The sequence below is a fragment of the Phenylobacterium sp. genome, from assembly GCF_016793225.1.
GTDB lineage: Bacteria > Pseudomonadota > Alphaproteobacteria > Caulobacterales > Caulobacteraceae > Phenylobacterium.
Genome location: NZ_JAEUMN010000012.1, coordinates 27,944 through 45,043, shown reverse-complemented (window position 1 = coordinate 45,043; position 17,100 = coordinate 27,944). Strand labels below are relative to the sequence as shown.

Annotated in this window: 16 protein-coding genes; 11 read left to right on the top strand and 5 right to left on the bottom strand. The window is 71.0% G+C overall.

The window, feature by feature from the left end; all coding sequences use genetic code 11:
- The first annotated feature begins 2 nt into the window (after positions 1-2).
- From sigJ to dnaG, 3 genes are all read left to right on the top strand, one after another.
- Positions 3-887: an RNA polymerase sigma factor SigJ gene (gene sigJ / locus JNK30_RS01150; RefSeq protein ID WP_293479398.1), complete on the top strand. Its 885-nt coding sequence runs from the start codon at positions 3-5 to the stop codon at positions 885-887.
- A gap of 197 nt (positions 888-1,084) precedes the next feature.
- Positions 1,085-1,357, top strand: coding sequence for a hypothetical protein (locus tag JNK30_RS01145; RefSeq protein WP_293479396.1), 273 nt, complete (start codon positions 1,085-1,087; stop codon positions 1,355-1,357).
- Between the two features lie 207 nt (positions 1,358-1,564).
- Entirely contained in the window at positions 1,565-3,475 is a 1,911-nt protein-coding gene (gene dnaG, locus JNK30_RS01140) for a DNA primase (protein WP_293479394.1), read from the top strand.
- A 24-nt stretch (positions 3,476-3,499) separates the two neighbouring features.
- On the opposite strand, the gene JNK30_RS01135 is transcribed toward dnaG, so the two are convergent.
- Complete coding sequence (locus tag JNK30_RS01135) at positions 3,500-4,969, bottom strand: amidohydrolase family protein (RefSeq protein ID WP_293479392.1); 1,470 nt, start codon at positions 4,967-4,969, stop codon at positions 3,500-3,502.
- Between the two features lie 469 nt (positions 4,970-5,438).
- On the opposite strand from JNK30_RS01135, the gene rpoD reads away from it, so the two are divergent.
- The 3 genes from rpoD to JNK30_RS01120 all read left to right on the top strand — a co-directional run bounded on the left by rpoD (position 5,439) and on the right by JNK30_RS01120 (position 10,872).
- Positions 5,439-7,370, top strand: a complete 1,932-nt coding sequence (rpoD, locus tag JNK30_RS01130; protein ID WP_293479390.1) for an RNA polymerase sigma factor RpoD — start codon at positions 5,439-5,441, stop codon at positions 7,368-7,370.
- Positions 7,371-7,452: 82 nt separating this feature from the next.
- Positions 7,453-9,189 carry an amidohydrolase family protein gene (locus JNK30_RS01125; protein WP_293479388.1) on the top strand — a complete coding sequence of 579 codons (1,737 nt, stop codon included), beginning with the start codon at positions 7,453-7,455 and terminating at the stop codon, positions 9,187-9,189.
- Positions 9,190-9,234: 45 nt separating this feature from the next.
- Positions 9,235-10,872 carry a M28 family metallopeptidase gene (locus JNK30_RS01120; RefSeq protein WP_293479386.1) on the top strand — a complete coding sequence of 546 codons (1,638 nt, stop codon included), beginning with the start codon at positions 9,235-9,237 and terminating at the stop codon, positions 10,870-10,872.
- 91 nt (positions 10,873-10,963) lie between these two features.
- On the opposite strand, the gene JNK30_RS01115 is transcribed toward JNK30_RS01120, so the two are convergent.
- Positions 10,964-11,584: a TIGR02466 family protein gene (locus tag JNK30_RS01115; RefSeq protein WP_293479385.1), complete on the bottom strand. Its 621-nt coding sequence runs from the start codon at positions 11,582-11,584 to the stop codon at positions 10,964-10,966.
- Positions 11,585-11,730: 146 nt separating this feature from the next.
- On the opposite strand from JNK30_RS01115, the gene JNK30_RS01110 reads away from it, so the two are divergent.
- Both JNK30_RS01110 and JNK30_RS01105 read left to right on the top strand, forming a co-directional pair.
- Positions 11,731-12,603: a hypothetical protein gene (locus JNK30_RS01110; protein ID WP_293479383.1), complete on the top strand. Its 873-nt coding sequence runs from the start codon at positions 11,731-11,733 to the stop codon at positions 12,601-12,603.
- Between the two features lie 54 nt (positions 12,604-12,657).
- Positions 12,658-13,107 carry a DUF6152 family protein gene (locus JNK30_RS01105; RefSeq protein WP_293479381.1) on the top strand — a complete coding sequence of 150 codons (450 nt, stop codon included), beginning with the start codon at positions 12,658-12,660 and terminating at the stop codon, positions 13,105-13,107.
- A 67-nt stretch (positions 13,108-13,174) separates the two neighbouring features.
- Here the strand turns inward: JNK30_RS01105 and JNK30_RS01100 are convergent, their stop codons facing one another.
- Together JNK30_RS01100 and JNK30_RS01095 are read right to left on the bottom strand one after the other, a co-directional pair.
- Positions 13,175-13,396 (bottom strand): flagellar basal body rod C-terminal domain-containing protein, encoded by a 222-nt coding sequence (locus tag JNK30_RS01100; RefSeq protein WP_293479379.1) that lies wholly within the window; start codon positions 13,394-13,396, stop codon positions 13,175-13,177.
- 48 nt (positions 13,397-13,444) lie between these two features.
- Positions 13,445-13,819 (bottom strand): TfoX/Sxy family protein, encoded by a 375-nt coding sequence (locus JNK30_RS01095; protein WP_293479378.1) that lies wholly within the window; start codon positions 13,817-13,819, stop codon positions 13,445-13,447.
- 81 nt (positions 13,820-13,900) lie between these two features.
- Between JNK30_RS01095 and JNK30_RS01090 the strand changes: the two genes are divergently transcribed.
- Positions 13,901-14,257, top strand: a complete 357-nt coding sequence (locus JNK30_RS01090) for a hypothetical protein (RefSeq protein WP_293479376.1) — start codon at positions 13,901-13,903, stop codon at positions 14,255-14,257.
- 12 nt (positions 14,258-14,269) lie between these two features.
- Here the strand turns inward: JNK30_RS01090 and JNK30_RS01085 are convergent, their stop codons facing one another.
- Entirely contained in the window at positions 14,270-15,514 is a 1,245-nt protein-coding gene (locus JNK30_RS01085; protein ID WP_293479374.1) for a serine hydrolase, read from the bottom strand.
- Positions 15,515-15,697: 183 nt separating this feature from the next.
- On the opposite strand from JNK30_RS01085, the gene JNK30_RS01080 reads away from it, so the two are divergent.
- Both JNK30_RS01080 and panD read left to right on the top strand, forming a co-directional pair.
- Positions 15,698-16,606: an alpha/beta hydrolase gene (locus tag JNK30_RS01080; protein ID WP_293479372.1), complete on the top strand. Its 909-nt coding sequence runs from the start codon at positions 15,698-15,700 to the stop codon at positions 16,604-16,606.
- A 120-nt stretch (positions 16,607-16,726) separates the two neighbouring features.
- Positions 16,727-17,083 (top strand): aspartate 1-decarboxylase, encoded by a 357-nt coding sequence (panD, locus tag JNK30_RS01075; protein ID WP_293479371.1) that lies wholly within the window; start codon positions 16,727-16,729, stop codon positions 17,081-17,083.
- Positions 17,084-17,100 lie beyond the last annotated feature (17 nt).

The window sequence follows — 17,100 nt, the reverse complement described above, 5'->3', positions numbered from 1 at the left end:
GCATGGAAGCGACGACGCTCGCCAGCGCATTCGAGGCGAACCGGGACCGGCTGAAGCGGCTGGCCTACCGGATGCTGGGCTCGGTCACCGAGGCCGAGGACGCCGTCCAGGACGCCTGGCTGCGCTGGGCGCGGGCCGGCGAGGGCGTGACCGACCCTGCGGCCTGGCTGGTGCGCGCCACGACCCGCCTCTGCATCGACCGCCTGCGGGCGGCCAAGGCGGAGCGCGCCGCCTACAAGGGCCCCTGGCTGCCCGAACCCCTGATCGAGCCGCTCACCGACGATCCGGTCGAGAAGGCCGAGGAGGTCTCGATCGCCTTCCTGCTGGCCCTGGAGCGGCTGTCGCCGCTGGAGCGGGCGGTCTTCCTGCTGCACGACGTGTTCGAGCAGGACTACGGCGAGGTGGCGCAGACGCTCGGACGTTCGGAGTCGGCCGTCCGGCAGCTGGCGAGCCGGGCGCGCGAGCACGTGCAGGACGCGCGGCCGCGCTTCTCCGTCGACCGGGAGCGCGCGCTGAAGCTCGCCGCCGCGTTCGGGGCCGCGGCGGCGACCGCCGACGTGCGCGCGCTGCGCGAGCTGCTGGCCGAGGACGCCATCCTGGTCAGCGACGGCGGGGGCAAGCGCACGGCGGCGCTCCGCGTGCTAGTCGGCCGCGACGACGTCATCGGGCTCATCCAGGGCATCGTCTGGCGCCATGGCGACCTGGGCGTCCGCCGCGTCGAGCCGGTGCGCATCAACGGGCTGCCGGGCCTGCTGATCGAGGTCTCGGACGGCCCCGAGACGTTCGCGCTGGAGCCCAGCGACGACGGCCGGATCGCCGCCGTCTACATCATGCGAAACCCCGAGAAACTGCGCCATCTGGGCGGCGCCGCGCCGCCCGTTTCCTAGGCGCCCTGCGCGCGGAAGGAGCCGCCGGGCCACGCGTTCGCCGAAATGGGCCCGCGCGCGCCCCGCCGCCCTTGCGATCTGAACACCGTTCACTATGTGCCAGCCGTTCCGGGAAGCGTGGCCGTTGAGACCGCGCGTCGGGACGAGGAACATCAGGAACTGGGTCGACCCTTGAGCCCGTCTGAGGAACGACCGTCATGCGCACTGTTGCACTCGCCTTCGCCGCCGCCGCGCTTCTGGCCACGCCCGCCGCTGCGGAAACCGCCAAGCTGAACGTGGCGGGCAAGACCCCCGAACAGGTCGCCAAGGCCGTCTGGGACGTCGCCCAGAAGACCTGCCGGGACCGCGAGGTCATGATCACGATGATCGAAGCCCACCGCGCCTGCGTGGTCTCGACCTACCGCACCACGCTCGCCAACTCGGGCAACGCCCAGCTCGCGGCGCTCGCGGACACCCTGCCGTCGTCCTGATTCGGTCGGCCGGTTCGCGCCTTTCCCCTCGCGCCTTGCCGTGGAGGGGAGGGGGCGCGGCTTGGCGCTGACTTCGCGCGTCCGTTTCTGACGTGGACTCGGTCCACAGGTCGCCCACAGGCGGTCAACAGAGGGAATCAGCGCATCCACGTCCGCGGCCCCGGGCCGTCTCGCGCTCGCGGGCGCTGGATGTGATGGCTCACGCGGATGGTCGGGCGGTTCGACGAACGGTTCCTGGAGGAGATCAAGTCGCGGCTGCGGCCCAGCGACGTGATCGGCCGCACCGTCAAGCTGCGCAAGCAGGGGCGCGAGTACGTCGGCCTCTCACCCTTCAACAAGGAGAAGACCCCCTCGTTCTACGTGAACGACGACAAGGGGATGTTCTTCGATTTCTCGTCCGGCAAGACCGGCGACCTCATCACCTTCCTGCAGGAGACCGAGCGCCTCAGCTTCTCCGAGGCGGTCGAGCGGCTGGCCGGGGAGGCCGGCGTGCCGCTGCCGGCGCTGGACCCGCGAGGCGCCGAGCAGGAGAGGGCGCGGCAGGGGCTCGCCGACTGGCTGGAGCTGGCGGCGCAGTGGTTCGAGGCCGAGCTGCGGCGGCCCGGCGGGCGCGAGGCGCGCGCCTACCTGGAAGGCCGCGGGCTGCCGGAGGCCGAGTGGAGCCGCTTCCGCCTGGGGTTCTCGCCGTCGGGCCGCACCGCGCTCAAGGACTACCTCGTGGCCAAGGGCGCGCGGCCGGGCGAGCTGGTCGAGGCGGGCCTGCTGGTCGCGCCGGAGGACGGCGGCCAGCCCTACGACCGCTTCCGCGACCGCATCATCTTCCCGATCCTCGACGTCAGGGGCCGGGTCGTCTCGTTCGGCGGCCGGGCGATGGATCCGCAGGCGCGCGCCAAGTACCTGAACGGCCCCGAGACGGTGGTCTTCCACAAGGGCCACCAGCTCTACGGCCTCTCCGAGGCGCGCAAGATCCTGGCGGCGGCCAAGGCCGACGAGGCGCCGCCGCTGGTGGTGGTCGAAGGCTACATGGACGTGATCGCCTGCCAGCGGGCGGGGATCGCCGGCGTCGCGGCCATGGGCACGGCGCTGGGCGAGGACCAGATGGAGGTCCTGTGGCGGCACCATCCCGAGCCCACCATCTGCCTCGACGGCGACCGCGCGGGCCGCGCAGCCGCGGGGCGGGTGATCGACCGGGCGCTGCCGCTGCTGAAGCCCGGCAAGAGCCTGCGGTTCGCGCTCGTCGAGGGCGGCAAGGACCCGGACGACGTGCTGCGCGAGCAGGGGCCGGCCGCCTTGCGCGCGCAGCTCGCCAGGACCACGCCCTTCGCCGAGGCGCTGTTCGTCCGGGAGCGCGACGCGGAGGATCTGGACACGCCCGAGCGGCGGACCGCGCTGAAGGTGCGGCTGCGCAAGCTGGCGGCGACCATCGCCGACCCGGACCTGGCGGCGGCGTACAAGGAGGACCTGCTGGCGCGCTTCGAGGCGCTCTGGCCCACGCGGAACCCGGTCTACACGGTGGGCGCCGCGGGGCGGGAACTGTCGCGCGCGCGCTGGGACCGGCGCAAGGCGGTGCTGGCCGGCGCCACGGCCGAGACCAAGGACGCGACCGAACGCCTGCGGCGCGCCCCGCGAGCCCTGCCGGCGGCGCTGGCCCAGGCGGCGCTGCGCGATCCTTCGGTGATCGACGACGCCATCGAGCTGGTGGGCCGCCACGGCTTCGGCGACGAGAAGCTCGACCAGCTGGCGCACGAGCTCGTCCGCCTGCGCTACGAGACCGACCATCTGGAGCTGGAGGCGCTGCAGCGACGGCTGCTGGCCAGCGGGATCGCGCCAGAAGACCTCGCCCGCGTCGAACGCGAGTCGCAGCGGGCCGGGGTGGCGGCTCCGTTCCTGAAGGAGAGCGGCGCGCGCGCCCGCCAGCTCTGGCGGCAGGCCTTCGACCTCCTGATGCAGCTAGAGAGCCTGGAGCGGGCCGTCGAGGCCGCGGCCCGCGACCTCGACCGTGACCGCGACGCGACCACCCTGATGAGCCTGAAGGCCGAGCGCGACCACCTCCGCCGTCTGATCAACAGCGATTGGGCCAACGGCGACGAGGCCGCGACGCCCGTGCTGCCGCACTGAGCGGCGCGCGGCGGGGCCTGCCGCCTAGGGCTGGCCGCCGGAAAGCCCCAGCAGATTGGCGAACTCGCGCCGCGTGCGCGGTCCGTAGGTGGCGAACGAGGGGTTCGGCCGCTCGGCGTAGCCGGCCTTCTCCCGGGCGACGGCGTCGCTTGCCGTGTACTTGCGCAGGTCGGCCGGATCGAGGCCGTAGGGCTTCACGGCGTTGAGCCCAAACACCTTGCGGCGCAGCTCGGGCGTCATCTTGGGATAGCCGTGGCGGGCCTGGAGTTCGTCGGAGATCTGGAAGGTCCGGAACGCCTGGATCTGGTCCTGCGGCGAGCCGTACCAGATGGAGTCGGTGCCCCAGAGCACGTTGTCCTGGCCGACGGCCTTGAACAGCTTCCCCAGCACATGGGCGGCGGTCGTCGGGTCCCGCATGGCCACGAAGCGCCAGGTCGAGCCCAGCTCGGCGTAGACGTTGCTGTTGGGGGCGACGCCGGCCTCGGCCAGCGAGGTCACGAGGGCGTCGACGCCGTCCGTCTTGGCCGGGTCATAGGGCCCCTCGGCCTGCCCGGCGACGTAGCCCGAGTGGTAGATCAGGAAGTTCATGTCGGGGAAGCGCTTCGCGATCGGCCCGATGTCGCGGCACGTCGAGTGCTCGTAGCTGCGTGGCCCGAAGGGCAGGCCCTTGTGGATGCAGATGTTCTGCACCCCGAGCTTGCGGGCGCGCTCGACGAAGGCGACGCCGACGTCGTCCGTCATCCAGAACCCGGCGCCGGAGGGGCCCCACTGGGTGTAGGTCTTGAAGGCGCTGACGCCGAAGCCCTTCAGCCGCTCCATGTCCTCCAGGTCGCCCTTCTGGTTGGGATTGACCCGGCCATGCAGCATCAGGCGCTTGGAGCCCTGCATCCGCTCGACGATGGCGCGGGTGGCGACGGCCTCTTCGATGGTGAGCGGCTCGCCCTCGCGGGTCGAAGGCACGAACGACAGCACCATGATGTCCGTGTCGGAGTCGAGAAACACGTCCTTGATGAACTCCTCGGCGCCCAGCCGCTGCAGGTAGCTGCGGTCGCCTGGGGGCGTGTTCAGCGCCCGGGCCTTCGGCATCTCGGCCAGGGGGCGCGCGTTCGGCGGCAGCGTCTTCAGCCACGCGCCGGTGGGGTTCACGAAGTGGCCCTGGACGTCGAAGATGAACTCCGACTTGCCCAGCTGGGCCTTCGCGACGTCGGGCTCGAGCGCCGCGCCGTCCGCCAGCTCGAAGTAGCCGCCGGTGCGCCCTGCCTCGGCATGGGCCGCGTTGAAGGCCAGCAGCGTCGACGCCGCGCCGCAGGAGGAGGTGAGGAACCGGCGGCGCGCGACGCCGAGCCGGCGCGCATTCCGCTCGGCCATCTCGCGCGCCACGTGGTTCGCCTTGCGCAGGCTGGCGTCGAGCGGAATGGGCGCGAACTCGCCGTTGGACGTGGAGTCCAGCTTGATCGGGAGCCGCAGCCCGTGGGGATCGAAGTCTTCAGCCATGGCCAGTCTCCTTGCGCGGACTGACAGTGGCGCCCCCCGACCGGTGGGACAATGCGCCTCATCCCCGTCGGCGCGCCTTGACAGAACCGGGCTGCCGCGCCATCTGCGGCAATGCGGATTTAGCGCGCTACGACAGACATCGATGGGCCGCTGCGGCATTCGGGCGCGCCCCCTTCGCGGATGTGATGTCTCCCTCGCGGTGCGGAAATCCCGGTGGTCGCGCCGTACTATCGGCCGGCGCGCATGCTGGACGTCGCGAAGGGGAACCTCCGCGGCCGCGTTCTTGCATGGCGCGTCGTGTTCGTTGCGGACGCGTGTCCACCGGCGCACTCGATCAGAACGGGAACATTAGGGCGGACCACGGGTCGTATTGTCGCGACCTCTCGATCGTGGGCCGCCGGGCACCATCTTCGGCCCGCTCCGCGCCCTTCCAAGGGGCACGGGACGGCAGCCGAGTTCGGAGAAATAGATGAGCGCAAACACGGCCGAGACCGAAGCCCCGGAAACCACGGCTGGCGACGGGCCGCTGCTCGACCTCACCGACGCCGCGGTCAAGAAGTTCATCAAGCAGGCCAAGACGCGCGGCTACGTCACGATGGACGAGCTGAACAAGGTCCTGCCCTCGGAGGAAGTCACCTCCGAGCAGATCGAAGACACCCTCGCCATGCTGAGCGAGATGGGCGTCAACGTGGTCGAGTCCGAGGACGACGCCGAGGGCGGCGAGGTCGTGGTGCGCGAGGAATCCGCGGTCGTCGAGACGACCAAGGAGCCCGCCTACGACCGCACCGACGATCCGGTCCGGATGTACCTGCGCGAGATGGGCTCGGTGGAGCTGCTCAGCCGCGAGGGCGAGATCGCCATCGCCAAGCGCATCGAGGCCGGCCGCGACACCATGATCCGCGGGCTCTGCGAGAGCGCGCTGACCTTCGAGGCCATCATGGTGTGGCGCGAGGAGCTCGAAGGCGGCCGGATCCTGCTGCGCGAGGTCATCGACCTCGAGCAGACGTACGGCGGCCAGAACGCCGCCGCCGGCGAGATCCCCGCCGCGGCGGAAGAGGCCGAGGAGGCCGAGCCCGAAGGCGAGGAGAAGCCCGAGGGCGAAGGCGAGGGCGACGACGACTTCGACGACGGCGCGGGGCCCACGATCAGCGCCATGGAAGCCGAGCTGCGGGAAGGCGTGATGGCCACGCTCGACGCCATCGCCGCCGAGTTCGAGGCCTTCCGCCTGCTCCAGGAGAAACTGGTCGCCCACAAGCTGAAGGGCGAGGACCTGAGCGCGAAGGACCGCCAGGCCTACCAGGTGGCGACCGGCGCGATCGTCCAGCACCTGAAGACCCTGAAGCTCAACAACAACCGCATCGAGGCGCTGGTCGAGCAGCTCTACGCCATCAACAAGCGCCTGATGGTGCTCGAAGGCCGCCTGCTGCGCCTGGCCGACAGCTACGGGATCAGCCGCGGCGAGTTCCTCAAGGCCTACTTCGGCCAGGAGATGCGTCCGGACTGGGCCGACCAGGTGAAGAGCCTCGGCGTCCGCTGGACGAAGTTCTCGGAGAACGACGGCGGCCAGATCGCCGAGATCCGCAACGAGATCGCGGCCCTGGCGCAGGAGACGGGCGTTCCGATCGACGACTACCGCCGGATCGTCCAGACCGTGCAGAAGGGCGAGCGCGAGGCCCGTCAGGCGAAGAAGGAGATGGTCGAGGCCAACCTGCGCCTCGTGATCTCGATCGCCAAGAAGTACACCAACCGCGGCCTGCAGTTCCTGGACCTGATCCAGGAGGGCAACATCGGCCTCATGAAGGCGGTCGATAAGTTCGAGTATCGCCGAGGCTACAAGTTCTCGACCTACGCCACCTGGTGGATCCGGCAGGCGATCACCCGTTCGATCGCCGACCAGGCGCGGACCATCCGCATCCCGGTGCACATGATCGAGACGATCAACAAGATCGTCCGCACCAGCCGCCAGATGCTGCACGAGATCGGCCGCGAGCCGACCCCGGAGGAGCTGGCCGAGAAGCTGGCCATGCCGCTGGAGAAGGTGCGCAAGGTCCTGAAGATCGCCAAGGAGCCGATCAGCCTCGAGACGCCGATCGGCGACGAGGAGGACAGCCACCTGGGCGACTTCATCGAGGACAAGAACGCGGTCCTGCCGATCGACGCGGCCATCCAGTCGAACCTGCGCGAGACCACGACCCGCGTGCTGGCGTCGCTGACGCCGCGCGAGGAGCGCGTCCTGCGCATGCGCTTCGGTATCGGCATGAACACCGACCACACGCTGGAAGAAGTCGGCCAGCAGTTCTCGGTGACCCGCGAGCGGATCCGCCAGATCGAGGCCAAGGCCCTGCGCAAGCTGAAGCACCCGTCCCGGTCGCGGAAGCTGCGCTCGTTCCTCGACAGCTAGACGCATCGACACGATAACCGCTGCGCCGATGAACCGGCGCGGCGGGCGTGTAGTCTCGCCTGGCAATGTCCGGGAGGGATGCATGCACGGCCTGAAGGCGGTCATCCTCGTCGTCGCCTGCCTCGTCGCCCCGGCCGTCGGCCGGGCGCAGAGCTTTGCGGTGACCGGCGTCCGCGTCTTCGACGGCGAGCGGGTGATCCCCCGCGCCACGGTGGTGGTCCAGGACGGGCGCATCTCCGCCGTCGGCCCGACCGCCAGGGCGCCCGCCGGCGCCCGTGTCGTGGACGGAGCGGGCCGGACGCTGCTGCCCGGGCTGATCGACGCGCACACGCACACCTTCGGCGCGGCGCGATCCGATGCGCTGCGATTCGGCGTCACCACCGAGCTCGACATGTTCACCCACCCGTCGGTCCTGGGGTCCCTGCGCCGTGAGCGGGACGCCGTCGCGCCGACGGCCCAGTCCGACCTCTTCTCCGCCGGCGTGCTCGCGACCGCGCCGGGGGGCCACGGCACGGAGTACGGGTTCCCGATCCCGACGCTGACGTCGCCTGCCGAAGCCGATGCGTTCGTGGCGGCGCGGATCGCCGAAGGGTCGGACTACATCAAGGTGGTCTACGCGCCGCGGCTGGGCGCGCGCAGCCTCGACCGGGCCACCATGGCCGCGGTGATCGCGGCGGCCCATGCGCGGGGGCGCCTCGCGGTCGTCCACGTGCAGGAACTGGAGGCGGCCCGCGCCGCCATCGAGGCGGGCGCGGACGGCCTGGCCCACGTGTTCTCCGATGTCGCCGGCGACCCGGCGCTCTACCGGCTGGCCGCCGCGCGGAAAGTCTTCGTCGTGCCGACGCTGACGGTGATGGCCGGCGTCGCGGGCCTGGGGGAGGGCGCCAGGCTCGCCGCCGATCCGCGCTTCGCGGCGACCCTGAGCGCCGAGCAGACCGGGACGCTGAAGCAGGCCTTCCGTCCGCAGACCTTCTACAAGTACCCCGTGGCGGCCACGGCCGTCGCGGGGCTCAGGGCTGCGAAGGTGGACATCCTGGCGGGGACCGACGCCGGAAACCCCGGGACCACGCACGGCGCGTCGCTCCATCAGGAGATGGCGCTGCTGGTGCGGGCCGGCCTCACCCCCACGGAGGCCCTCCGCGCCGCCACCGGCGCGCCGGCGCGGCGCTTCCGGCTCGAGGGGCGGGGGCGCATCGCCCCGGGCGCCCGGGCGGACCTGGTCCTGGTCGACGGCGACCCCACCCGGGACATCGAGGCCACCCGGGCCATCGTCGAGGTCTGGAAGAACGGCCGCACGGTGGAGCGCAGGCCGGCGTCCGCGCAGGCCGCAACGGCTGTCCCGCTCAAGGGCCTCCTGGGCGACTTCCAGGCCGGGCTCGACGGGCCGGACGGCGTGACGTGGGCGGCCACGAGCGACCGCCTCGCCGGGGGACAGTCCGACGCCAGGGTCAGCCACGCCGCCGGGGTCCTGAAGGCGGAGGGCGAGATCAAGCCGCCGTTCCCGTTCGCCTGGGGCGGGGCGATGCTGTTCCTGGCCGGCCCCGGGCAGCCGCCGCGCGACATCCGCGGGGCCGCCGCGCTCGTGTTCCGGGTGCGGGGCCAGGGCAGCGGCCCTCAGGGCCGTGCGATGCTGTTCGACACCTCGAGCCCGCAGCCGAAGCAGCAGCCGTTTTCCTTCAGCGCGGACTGGCAGGACGTCCGGATTCCCATCGCGAGCTTCGTGGGGCTGAACCCCGCCGCGCTGGTCGGCGTGGTCATCGCCACCGATCCCACCAAGGGGCCTTACGCCTTCGAGATCGACGACGTCCGCCTGGAGTAGCGCGGGGGCGGCGCGGGCCCTAGAAGCGGGGGCGAAGGAGCCTCAATGACCGCCCGCAAGTTCTTCGCCGTCGCCGCCGCGGCGCTTTCGCTTTCCTCCACGGCGTTCGCCCAGTCCCCGCCCGCAGGGGCGTCGTCCGCCGATCGCATCCGCGCCCACGTCGGCTTCCTGGCGTCGGACCTGCTGCAGGGCCGCGAGCCCGGCTCGCCGGGCTATGACATCGCGGCCGGCTACGTGGCGAGCCAGTTCGCCCAGCTCGGCCTGAAGCCGGGGGGCGAGGGCGGCAGCTACTTCCAGACCGTCCCTCTGGTCGCCTTCCGCGCCGCCGAGAAGGGCGTCTACACCGTGCGCGGCAAGGACGGCGTGGCGGTCCCGCTGGCGTTCGGCCCCGACGTGCTGACCGGCCGCAACGCCGGCGCCGGAGATCTCCGCGTCTCAGCGCCCCTGGTCTTCGCGGGCTACGGCGTGGTGGCGCCGGAACGCCGCCGGAACGACTACAAGGGCCTGAACGTGAAGGGGAAGATCGCGGTGGTGCTCTCGGGCGCGCCGGCGTTCTTCCAGACCGAGGAGCGCGCGTTCTACGGCAACGCCCGCACCAAGCGCGAGGCCGCCGCCAAGGCCGGCGCCGTCGGCGTGATCTTCCTCTCGACGCCCAGCGACGAAGCGCGGCGGCCCTTCGCGGAGGGCGCCCGCACCTGGCAGGCGTGGTCCATGACCTGGCGCAAGCCGGATGGGACCGCGTTCGATCCCGCCCCGGCCGCGCCCGGCCTCGGCAACGTCAGCGTCCAGGGCGCGGAGAAGCTGTTCGCCGGGGCGCCCAAGACCTTCGCCGAGGTGATCGCCGCCGCGGACAAGCGGAAGGCCGATCCGCCGCGATTCGCGCTGGCGACTTCGATGGACGTGACCCTCAGGACCGAGGTCCGCAGCGTCCAGAGCAGCAACGTGGCCGGGCTGCTGGAAGGCTCGGACGCCAGGCTGAAGGACGAGGTGATCGTCCTTTCCGCCCACCTCGACCACATCGGCGTGACGCCGCCCGTGGCGGGCGACGAGATCAACAACGGCGCGCTCGACAACGCGGGCGGCATCGCCACCATGCTGGAGGCGGCCCGCGCCTTCATCGAGTCGGGACGCCGGCCGCGGCGCTCGGTCCTGTTCCTTGCGGTGACGGCCGAGGAGAAGGGCCTGCTCGGCGCGGAGTACTACGCCCGCAACCCGACGGCCGGCGGGACGATGGTCGCCAACGTCAACCTCGACATGCCGATCCTGACCTACGACTTCGTGGACGTGGTGGCGTTCGGGGCCGAGCGGTCCAGCCTGGGTCCCGCCGTGCGGCGCGCGGCCGAGCGGATGGGGGTGACGCTGTCGCCCGATCCGATGCCCGAGGAAGGGCTGTTCACCCGGTCCGACCACTTCCGCTTCGTGGAGGTGGGCGTGCCCTCGACCTTCCTGATGACCGGGTTCCAGAACGGCGGGGAGGCGCGGTTCCGCGGGTTCCTGCGCGACTGCTACCACAAGCCCTGCGACGACCTCTCGCAGCCGATCGACTACGGCGCCGGCGCCAGGTTCGCGCGGATCAACTACGAGATCGCCCGCGAGCTCGCCGACGCCGACGAGCGGCCGCTCTGGAACAAGGGCGACTTCTTCGCGACGCGCTTCGCGCCGGCGGCGTCCATCGCCGACTGAGGCTGCAACGGGCGGCCACGGGTTTGTCGCGCGCGGTCATGGCCGGGTCGGAGGGCGCGCGCCACGATGGCGCGCGATGCGGCCCAACATGCTAGCGCCAGGCGTAGTTGAAGCTCACCGAGATCCGCGGCGTGCGCGCGCGGTTCGCGGGGACTTCGTGGCGCAGCCAGCTCTCCCACATGAAGACGGTTCCGGCCTGGGGCTGCAGGTACACGAAGGCCTGGGCGTCGTCCGGCGCATCCGGCCGGCGAGGCGGAGCCGCCATCATCAGCGGCAACCGGGGATCCTCGATCTTGAGGGCGGAAGCCCCCGGCGGCGTGGCCACATAGACCGTGCCCGAGATCACGCTGTGGGGATGGATGTGCCCGCTGTGTCCGGCTCCGGGCTTCAGGACGTTCACCCACAGGCTGTCCAGGCGCAGCCGGCCGCCGCCCAGGTCGAGGTGCAGGCCTTCGGCGAAGCGGGCGGCGTGGCGGTCCAGCTTCCTCTTCAGGTCGGCGAACACGCTCATGCGCTGGGGCAGGTCGTTGAGCGACCCATAGGACGTGTAGCCCCCGTAGCCGTGGGCGCGGCTCCAGGCGCGTCCGGCGGCGTCCTCGGCCTCGAGCTCCTGGCAGGCGGCCAAGATATCGGCGTTGAAATTTTCGAAGCTGCGGTCTGTTGTAAGGCTGGCTTCGTAGATGGGCGTGACGAAGAGCGGGCGCAGCGTCATGGAGGCGGCTTAAACCAGCCCGGTGGTTTCTCAAAACGTCGAGCGGTCGCTCCATCGGACTTCTGGCGCGACGCACGAACGTTGGTTAGGCTTGGCGTACAAATGAGGCCTGCCCGTCGAAGGCAGGCGTTGGGGGAAGCGAGAAGATGATCAGGATCGTTGCGGCCCTTGCTGTGGTGGGCCTCGTCGCGGCGGGCCCGGTGGCCGCGCAGGCGCAGGCCCGGAAGCCGGCCGCCGCCGCCTACAAGGCGCCCCGCGGCCCGGACGGGAAGCACCCCGACCTCAACGGCGTCTGGCAGGTGATGAACACCGCCGGCTGGGATATCGAGCCGCACGCCGCGCGCGCGGCCCTGCAGATGCGTCCCGGTCCCTTCGTGCCGGTGCCGGCCAAGGCGGTCGTGGCGCTTGGCGCGGTCGGCGCGGTTCCGGCGGGCCTCGGCATCGTGGAAGGCGGCGAGATCCCCTACACGCCCGAAGCCAAGAAGAAGCGCGACGAGAACCGGGCCAACTACCTCAGCCTGGAAACCGGCGATCCCGAGATCAAGTGCTACCTGCCGGGCGTGCCGCGGGCGAACTACATGCACCTGCCCTTCCAGATCTTCCAGTCCGAGAAGTCGATGATCATCGCGTACGAGTACGCGGGCGCCGTGCGCAACGTGCTCTTCACCGACCCGGGCCCGCCGCCGGTGGACTCCTGGATGGGCCAGTCGGTGGCCAAGTGGGACGGCGACACCCTGGTGGTCACGGTCAACGGGATGAACGACCGCACCTGGTTCGACCGGGCCGGCAACCACCACTCCGACCAGATGACGGTCGTCGAGCGCTGGACGCCCACCGGACCGGGCGTGATGCGCTACGAGGCCACCATCACCGATCCCAACACCTTCACCCGTCCGTGGAAGATGAGCTTCAACCTCTACAAGCGGCAGGGCGAGGATGCGCGGCTGAACCAGTTCAAGTGCGTCGAGTTCGTGGAAGAACTGATGTACGGTGACCTGCGCAAGGAACCGCTGAAATAGGCCGGCAATGGCCTTTGGATACTTGAGACGACCATCCGGCGTTTGGAGGCGAAGATGGACAAGAGGAAACTGATCATCGCGGGGGCGATCGCGGCCGGCCTCGGCGCGGCGGCCGCCGGCGGCGCCGCCTGGGCGCACCACGCGTTCGCGGCCGAGTTCGACGGCAAGGCTCCGGTCCTGCTGCGCGGCAAGGTGACCCGGGTGGAGTGGATCAACCCCCACGCCTGGGTGCACATCGCCAACGTGAACAAGGACGGCACCACCACCGCGTGGATGGTGGAAGGCGGCACGCCCAACACGCTGCTGCGCGCCGGCATCGACCGCAACTCGCTGAAGGCCGGGACCGAAATCATCGTCCGCGGCTACCAGTCCAAGGACAAGCTCTGCCGTCCGGCCTGCAAGGCCAACGGCCGCGACGTGACGTTCCCGGACGGCCGCAAGATCTTCATGGGCTCGTCGGGCACCGGCGCGCCGAAGGACGGCTCGGATCCGACCGAGAAGTAGGGTCCGTCCACGAGACCGGATGTGAGAGGGGAGCCTTCGGGCTCCCCTTTTTCGTTCCGGCTCGCGCCTATCGCGTCTGCAGGCGCAGCAGCGAATCCCACATGTCCTGGGCGAAGCGGATGACCGAGATGTTGGCCGAGAACGCGGCCTTCGCCTCCACCATCTCGACGACCTCCCTGGCCACGTCGACGGTGTCGTCCGCGCCCATGCCGGCGATGTTGACGGCCGAGGCCTCGAACCGGCGGGTCGCCGCCATCAGGCCGTAGCGCGCGGTGCTGATCGGATCCATGGCCGCAAGGCTGCCACGCGAGCGTTAACCGGGGCCTCGCAAGCTTGGTTAGCGAGGCGTTCGCGCCTTTCGGGGTTTCCCGACCTTGGGCGGCAGGGCCGAGGTGAAGACAAAGGCCGCCCGAAGCACCTCCGCGAGCCGCGCTTCGTCCTCGACGACCGAGGCCGGCAGTTCGCTGTAGGCGCGCATCCTGAAGCTCGGCCGCGGCTCGAACGTGCGCAGGTCTCCCGCGGCGGCCAGCTCGGCGTGAAGCGCGGGCGGCAGCCGGGCGAACACGACCTCCTGGAAGAGCCCCGCGAACATGTTCCCGCTGGCGAAGGCGCAGGGGCAGCCGAACATGACGCGCCGTTCCAGGCCCGAAGCCTCGGGGAGGCTCAGGTCGAAGAGATCGACCAGACCGCGCGGGGGTTTTGTCCAGGCCACCTCGCCAGGATGGCGCGCGGGCGACGGCAGGGGAAGCCGGGCGCGGACAAAGCGCGTATCCTGCCGGGAAAGGAGCAAGCCATGCGACGTCCCATCCTCGGCCTTGCCTTGGCCCTGGCGGCGGCCGGCGCCGCTGCCGCCGCGCCGCCGCTCACGGGAAAGCCGCCCGGGACGACCATCCAGTGCATCGAGGCCGGCGGCCGCGCCGTCCCGGCGACCTGCCAGGTTCCGGCCAGCCGCCTGGACCCGGTCGCGTACATCTGCACCTGTCTTGACGGCGGGCAGCGGGTCGAGGTGGCGATCTGCGCCAGGGGCCAGACGCCCCCGCCCGAAGGCCGGGCCCTGAACGTCGCCCGCCGCGAAGCGATCCGGGACGGCAGCCTTGTCGGCGACACGGTGGCCGGGCGTCCCATCTGCGAGGCGCCCCGCGACCGCTGAGCCGTCGTCGGCTCAGCCCAGCGCCGCGTAGACCATCTTCTGGAACATGGGCCCGCCCACGCGGCCGGTGGGGCGCTGGCCCTGCATCGCGGTCACCGCCTCGGGGCCCAGCGGCATGGAGTCCTGGATCAGGTACATCAGGATCATTTCGTTGGCCGGGTCGGCCTGCCACCAGGTGCCGAACGCGCCCGGCCAGCCGAAGGCCCCCTCGGCGCCGGCGCCCATCCACTCGTGCTTCTGGGCGTCCATGATCATCGAGAGCCCCAGCCCGAAGCCCTGGCTCAGCCAGAACGGCATGCCCATGAAGCCGTGGCCGCGCTGCTCGTCGCTGAGCCGGTTGGCCGCCATGATGTCGACGGTCTCGGTCTTCAGCAGGCGCACGCCGTCCACCTCGCCGCGGCCCAGCAGCATGCGGGCGAACTTGAGGTAGTCGTCGGCGGTGGAGAAGAGGCCGCCGCCGCCGCCTTCGAAGGGGGAGGGCGCGTCGGGAATCGGCAGCGAGACGTCCTTCAGCGGGCCGTCCTGCGGCGGCGCCTGGTAGAGGCGCGCCAGGCGGTCGCGCTTCTCGGGCGGCAGCCAGAACGCGGTGTCCGTCATGCCCAGCGGGTCGAAGATGCGCGCCTTCAGCACCTCGCCCAGCGGCCTGCCCTCGATCCGGGCCACGAGGAAGCCCAGGACGTCGGTCGCGTGGCTGTAGTGGAAGCGGTCGCCCGGCGGATAGCTGAGCGGAAGCTCGCCCAGCGCCTTCAGCCATTCGTCCGGCGTGAGCGGATTGACCAGCGGCGAGCCCAGCTTCTCCTCGTGCGCATAGGCGATGGGGCCCATGGACGTGAAGCCGTACGCGAGGCCGGCGCGGTGGGTCAGGAGGTCCTCGACGGTGATGTCGCGGTGGGCGGGCCGGGTCTTGTCGACGGGGCCGGTCGCCTCTTCCAGCACGACCATGCCGCCCAGCTCCGGGATCCACTTCGTGATCGGATCCTCGAGCCTGAGCTTGCCTTCCTCGACCAGCTGCATGATCGCCACCGAGGTGACCGGCTTGGTCATCGAGGCGATGCGGAAGATGGTGTCGCGCTCCATCGGCAGCCCGCGCGCGATGTCGCGCTGGCCGATGGTGTTGAGCTGGACGATCTCGCCCTTGCGCCAGACCAGCGTCACCATGCCCGAGAGCAGGTTCTGGTCCACGAGCCCCTTGAGGGCCGGACCCACCTGGTCGAGAACCTCACGCTTGAAACCCGCCGGCGCCTGCGCTCCGTCCACGGCCGCCTCCCTTATCGTTGTTCACCCGGCATAGCGCCGCGCGCGGGGCGCCGCGTCAAGGCTTCCCACGGGGAAGCCGATGTCGCCGGGCCGCCGCCCTGGACCGCCGCGTCCCTTTCCGCCTGCGTCACGTAGAAGCTGCGGAGTTGCGCCTCCGCGACGCCCTTCGTAACTGGGGACACGATGACCTCCGTTCCGTTTGCCAAGCGCCCGTTCGCCGCGGCCCTGCTGGGCGCCCTGGCCGCCGCCTGCTCGCCGCTCTCGATGTTCGCGACCCTGTCGCCGAAGGATCCGTCCAGCCGGGTGGCGAACGGCGCCGCCTACGGGGCGGGCCAGCGGCAGCGGCTCGACGTCTATGCGCCCCGCGGCGCCTCGCATGCGCCCGTGGCGGTCTTCTTCTACGGCGGCTCCTGGGACTCCGGCCGACGGCAGGACTACAACTGGGTCGGCCGGGCGCTGGCCTCGCGCGGCTTCGTCACCGTGGTCGCCGACTACCGTCTCTATCCCGAGGTGAAGTACCCCGGCTTCCTCGAGGACGGGGCGCAAGCGGTGAAGTGGGCGGTGGACAACGCCGGGCGGTACGGCGCGGACCCCAGCCGGATCGTGCTCGTGGGCCACTCCGCCGGGGCCTACAACGCCGTCATGCTGGGCCTGGACGGGCGCTACCTCAAGGCCGCCGGGGTCGCCCCCGAGCGGATCAAGGCGATCGCCGGCCTCGCCGGTCCCTACGACTTCCTGCCGCTCAAGGGCGACACGACCAACCGGGTGTTCGGCGGAGCCGACGATCTGCCGTCGACCCAGCCGCTGGCCTTCGTGACCTCGTCGTCGCCGCCGGCGTTCCTGGCCACGGGCGCCCGCGACGGGATCGTCTATCCCAAGAACACGATCGCCCTGGCCAACCGGCTGCGCGCGGCCGGCGTGCCGGTGGAGGAGCGCCACTACCAGGGCGTCGAGCACATCGGCATCATCCTGGCGCTGTCGCGGCCGCTGCGGGGCGGCGCGCCGGTGCTCGAGGACATGACGGGCTTCCTGCGCCGCCATGTCGATACAAGCGTTGCCGCAACGCGGAACGAAGCCGCCGCCGCCGAGTAGTCGTCGACGCTCAACGGCTTACGGCGTAAGGCTTCGGCGCCCCTCGGTGACCTTGTTGCGATGCCGCATTGAACCCGCCACGGGGCGTGCGTATATGCCGGCCGCCCCTTGGAGGATCCCATGCTGCTCACCCTCATGAAGGCCAAGCTGCATCGCGCGACGGTCACCCAGGCCGACCTGGACTACGAGGGGTCGATCGCCATCGACCGCGACCTGCTCGACGCGTCCGGCATCCTGCCGCACGAGCAGGTGGACGTGCTCAACATCACCAATGGCGCGCGCTTCACCACCTACGCCATAGAAGCGCCGCGCGGATCGCGTGTGATCGGCGTCAATGGCGCGGCCGCCCGCCTCGTCCAGAAGGGCGACAAGGTCATCGTGGTGACCTATGGCATGCTGCCGGCCGAGGAGGCGCGAAACTATGCCCCGACCGTGGTGCTCCTGGACGACGGCAACGAGATCAAGGCGGCCGCCTAGGCCTGCCGCGGCCCTGG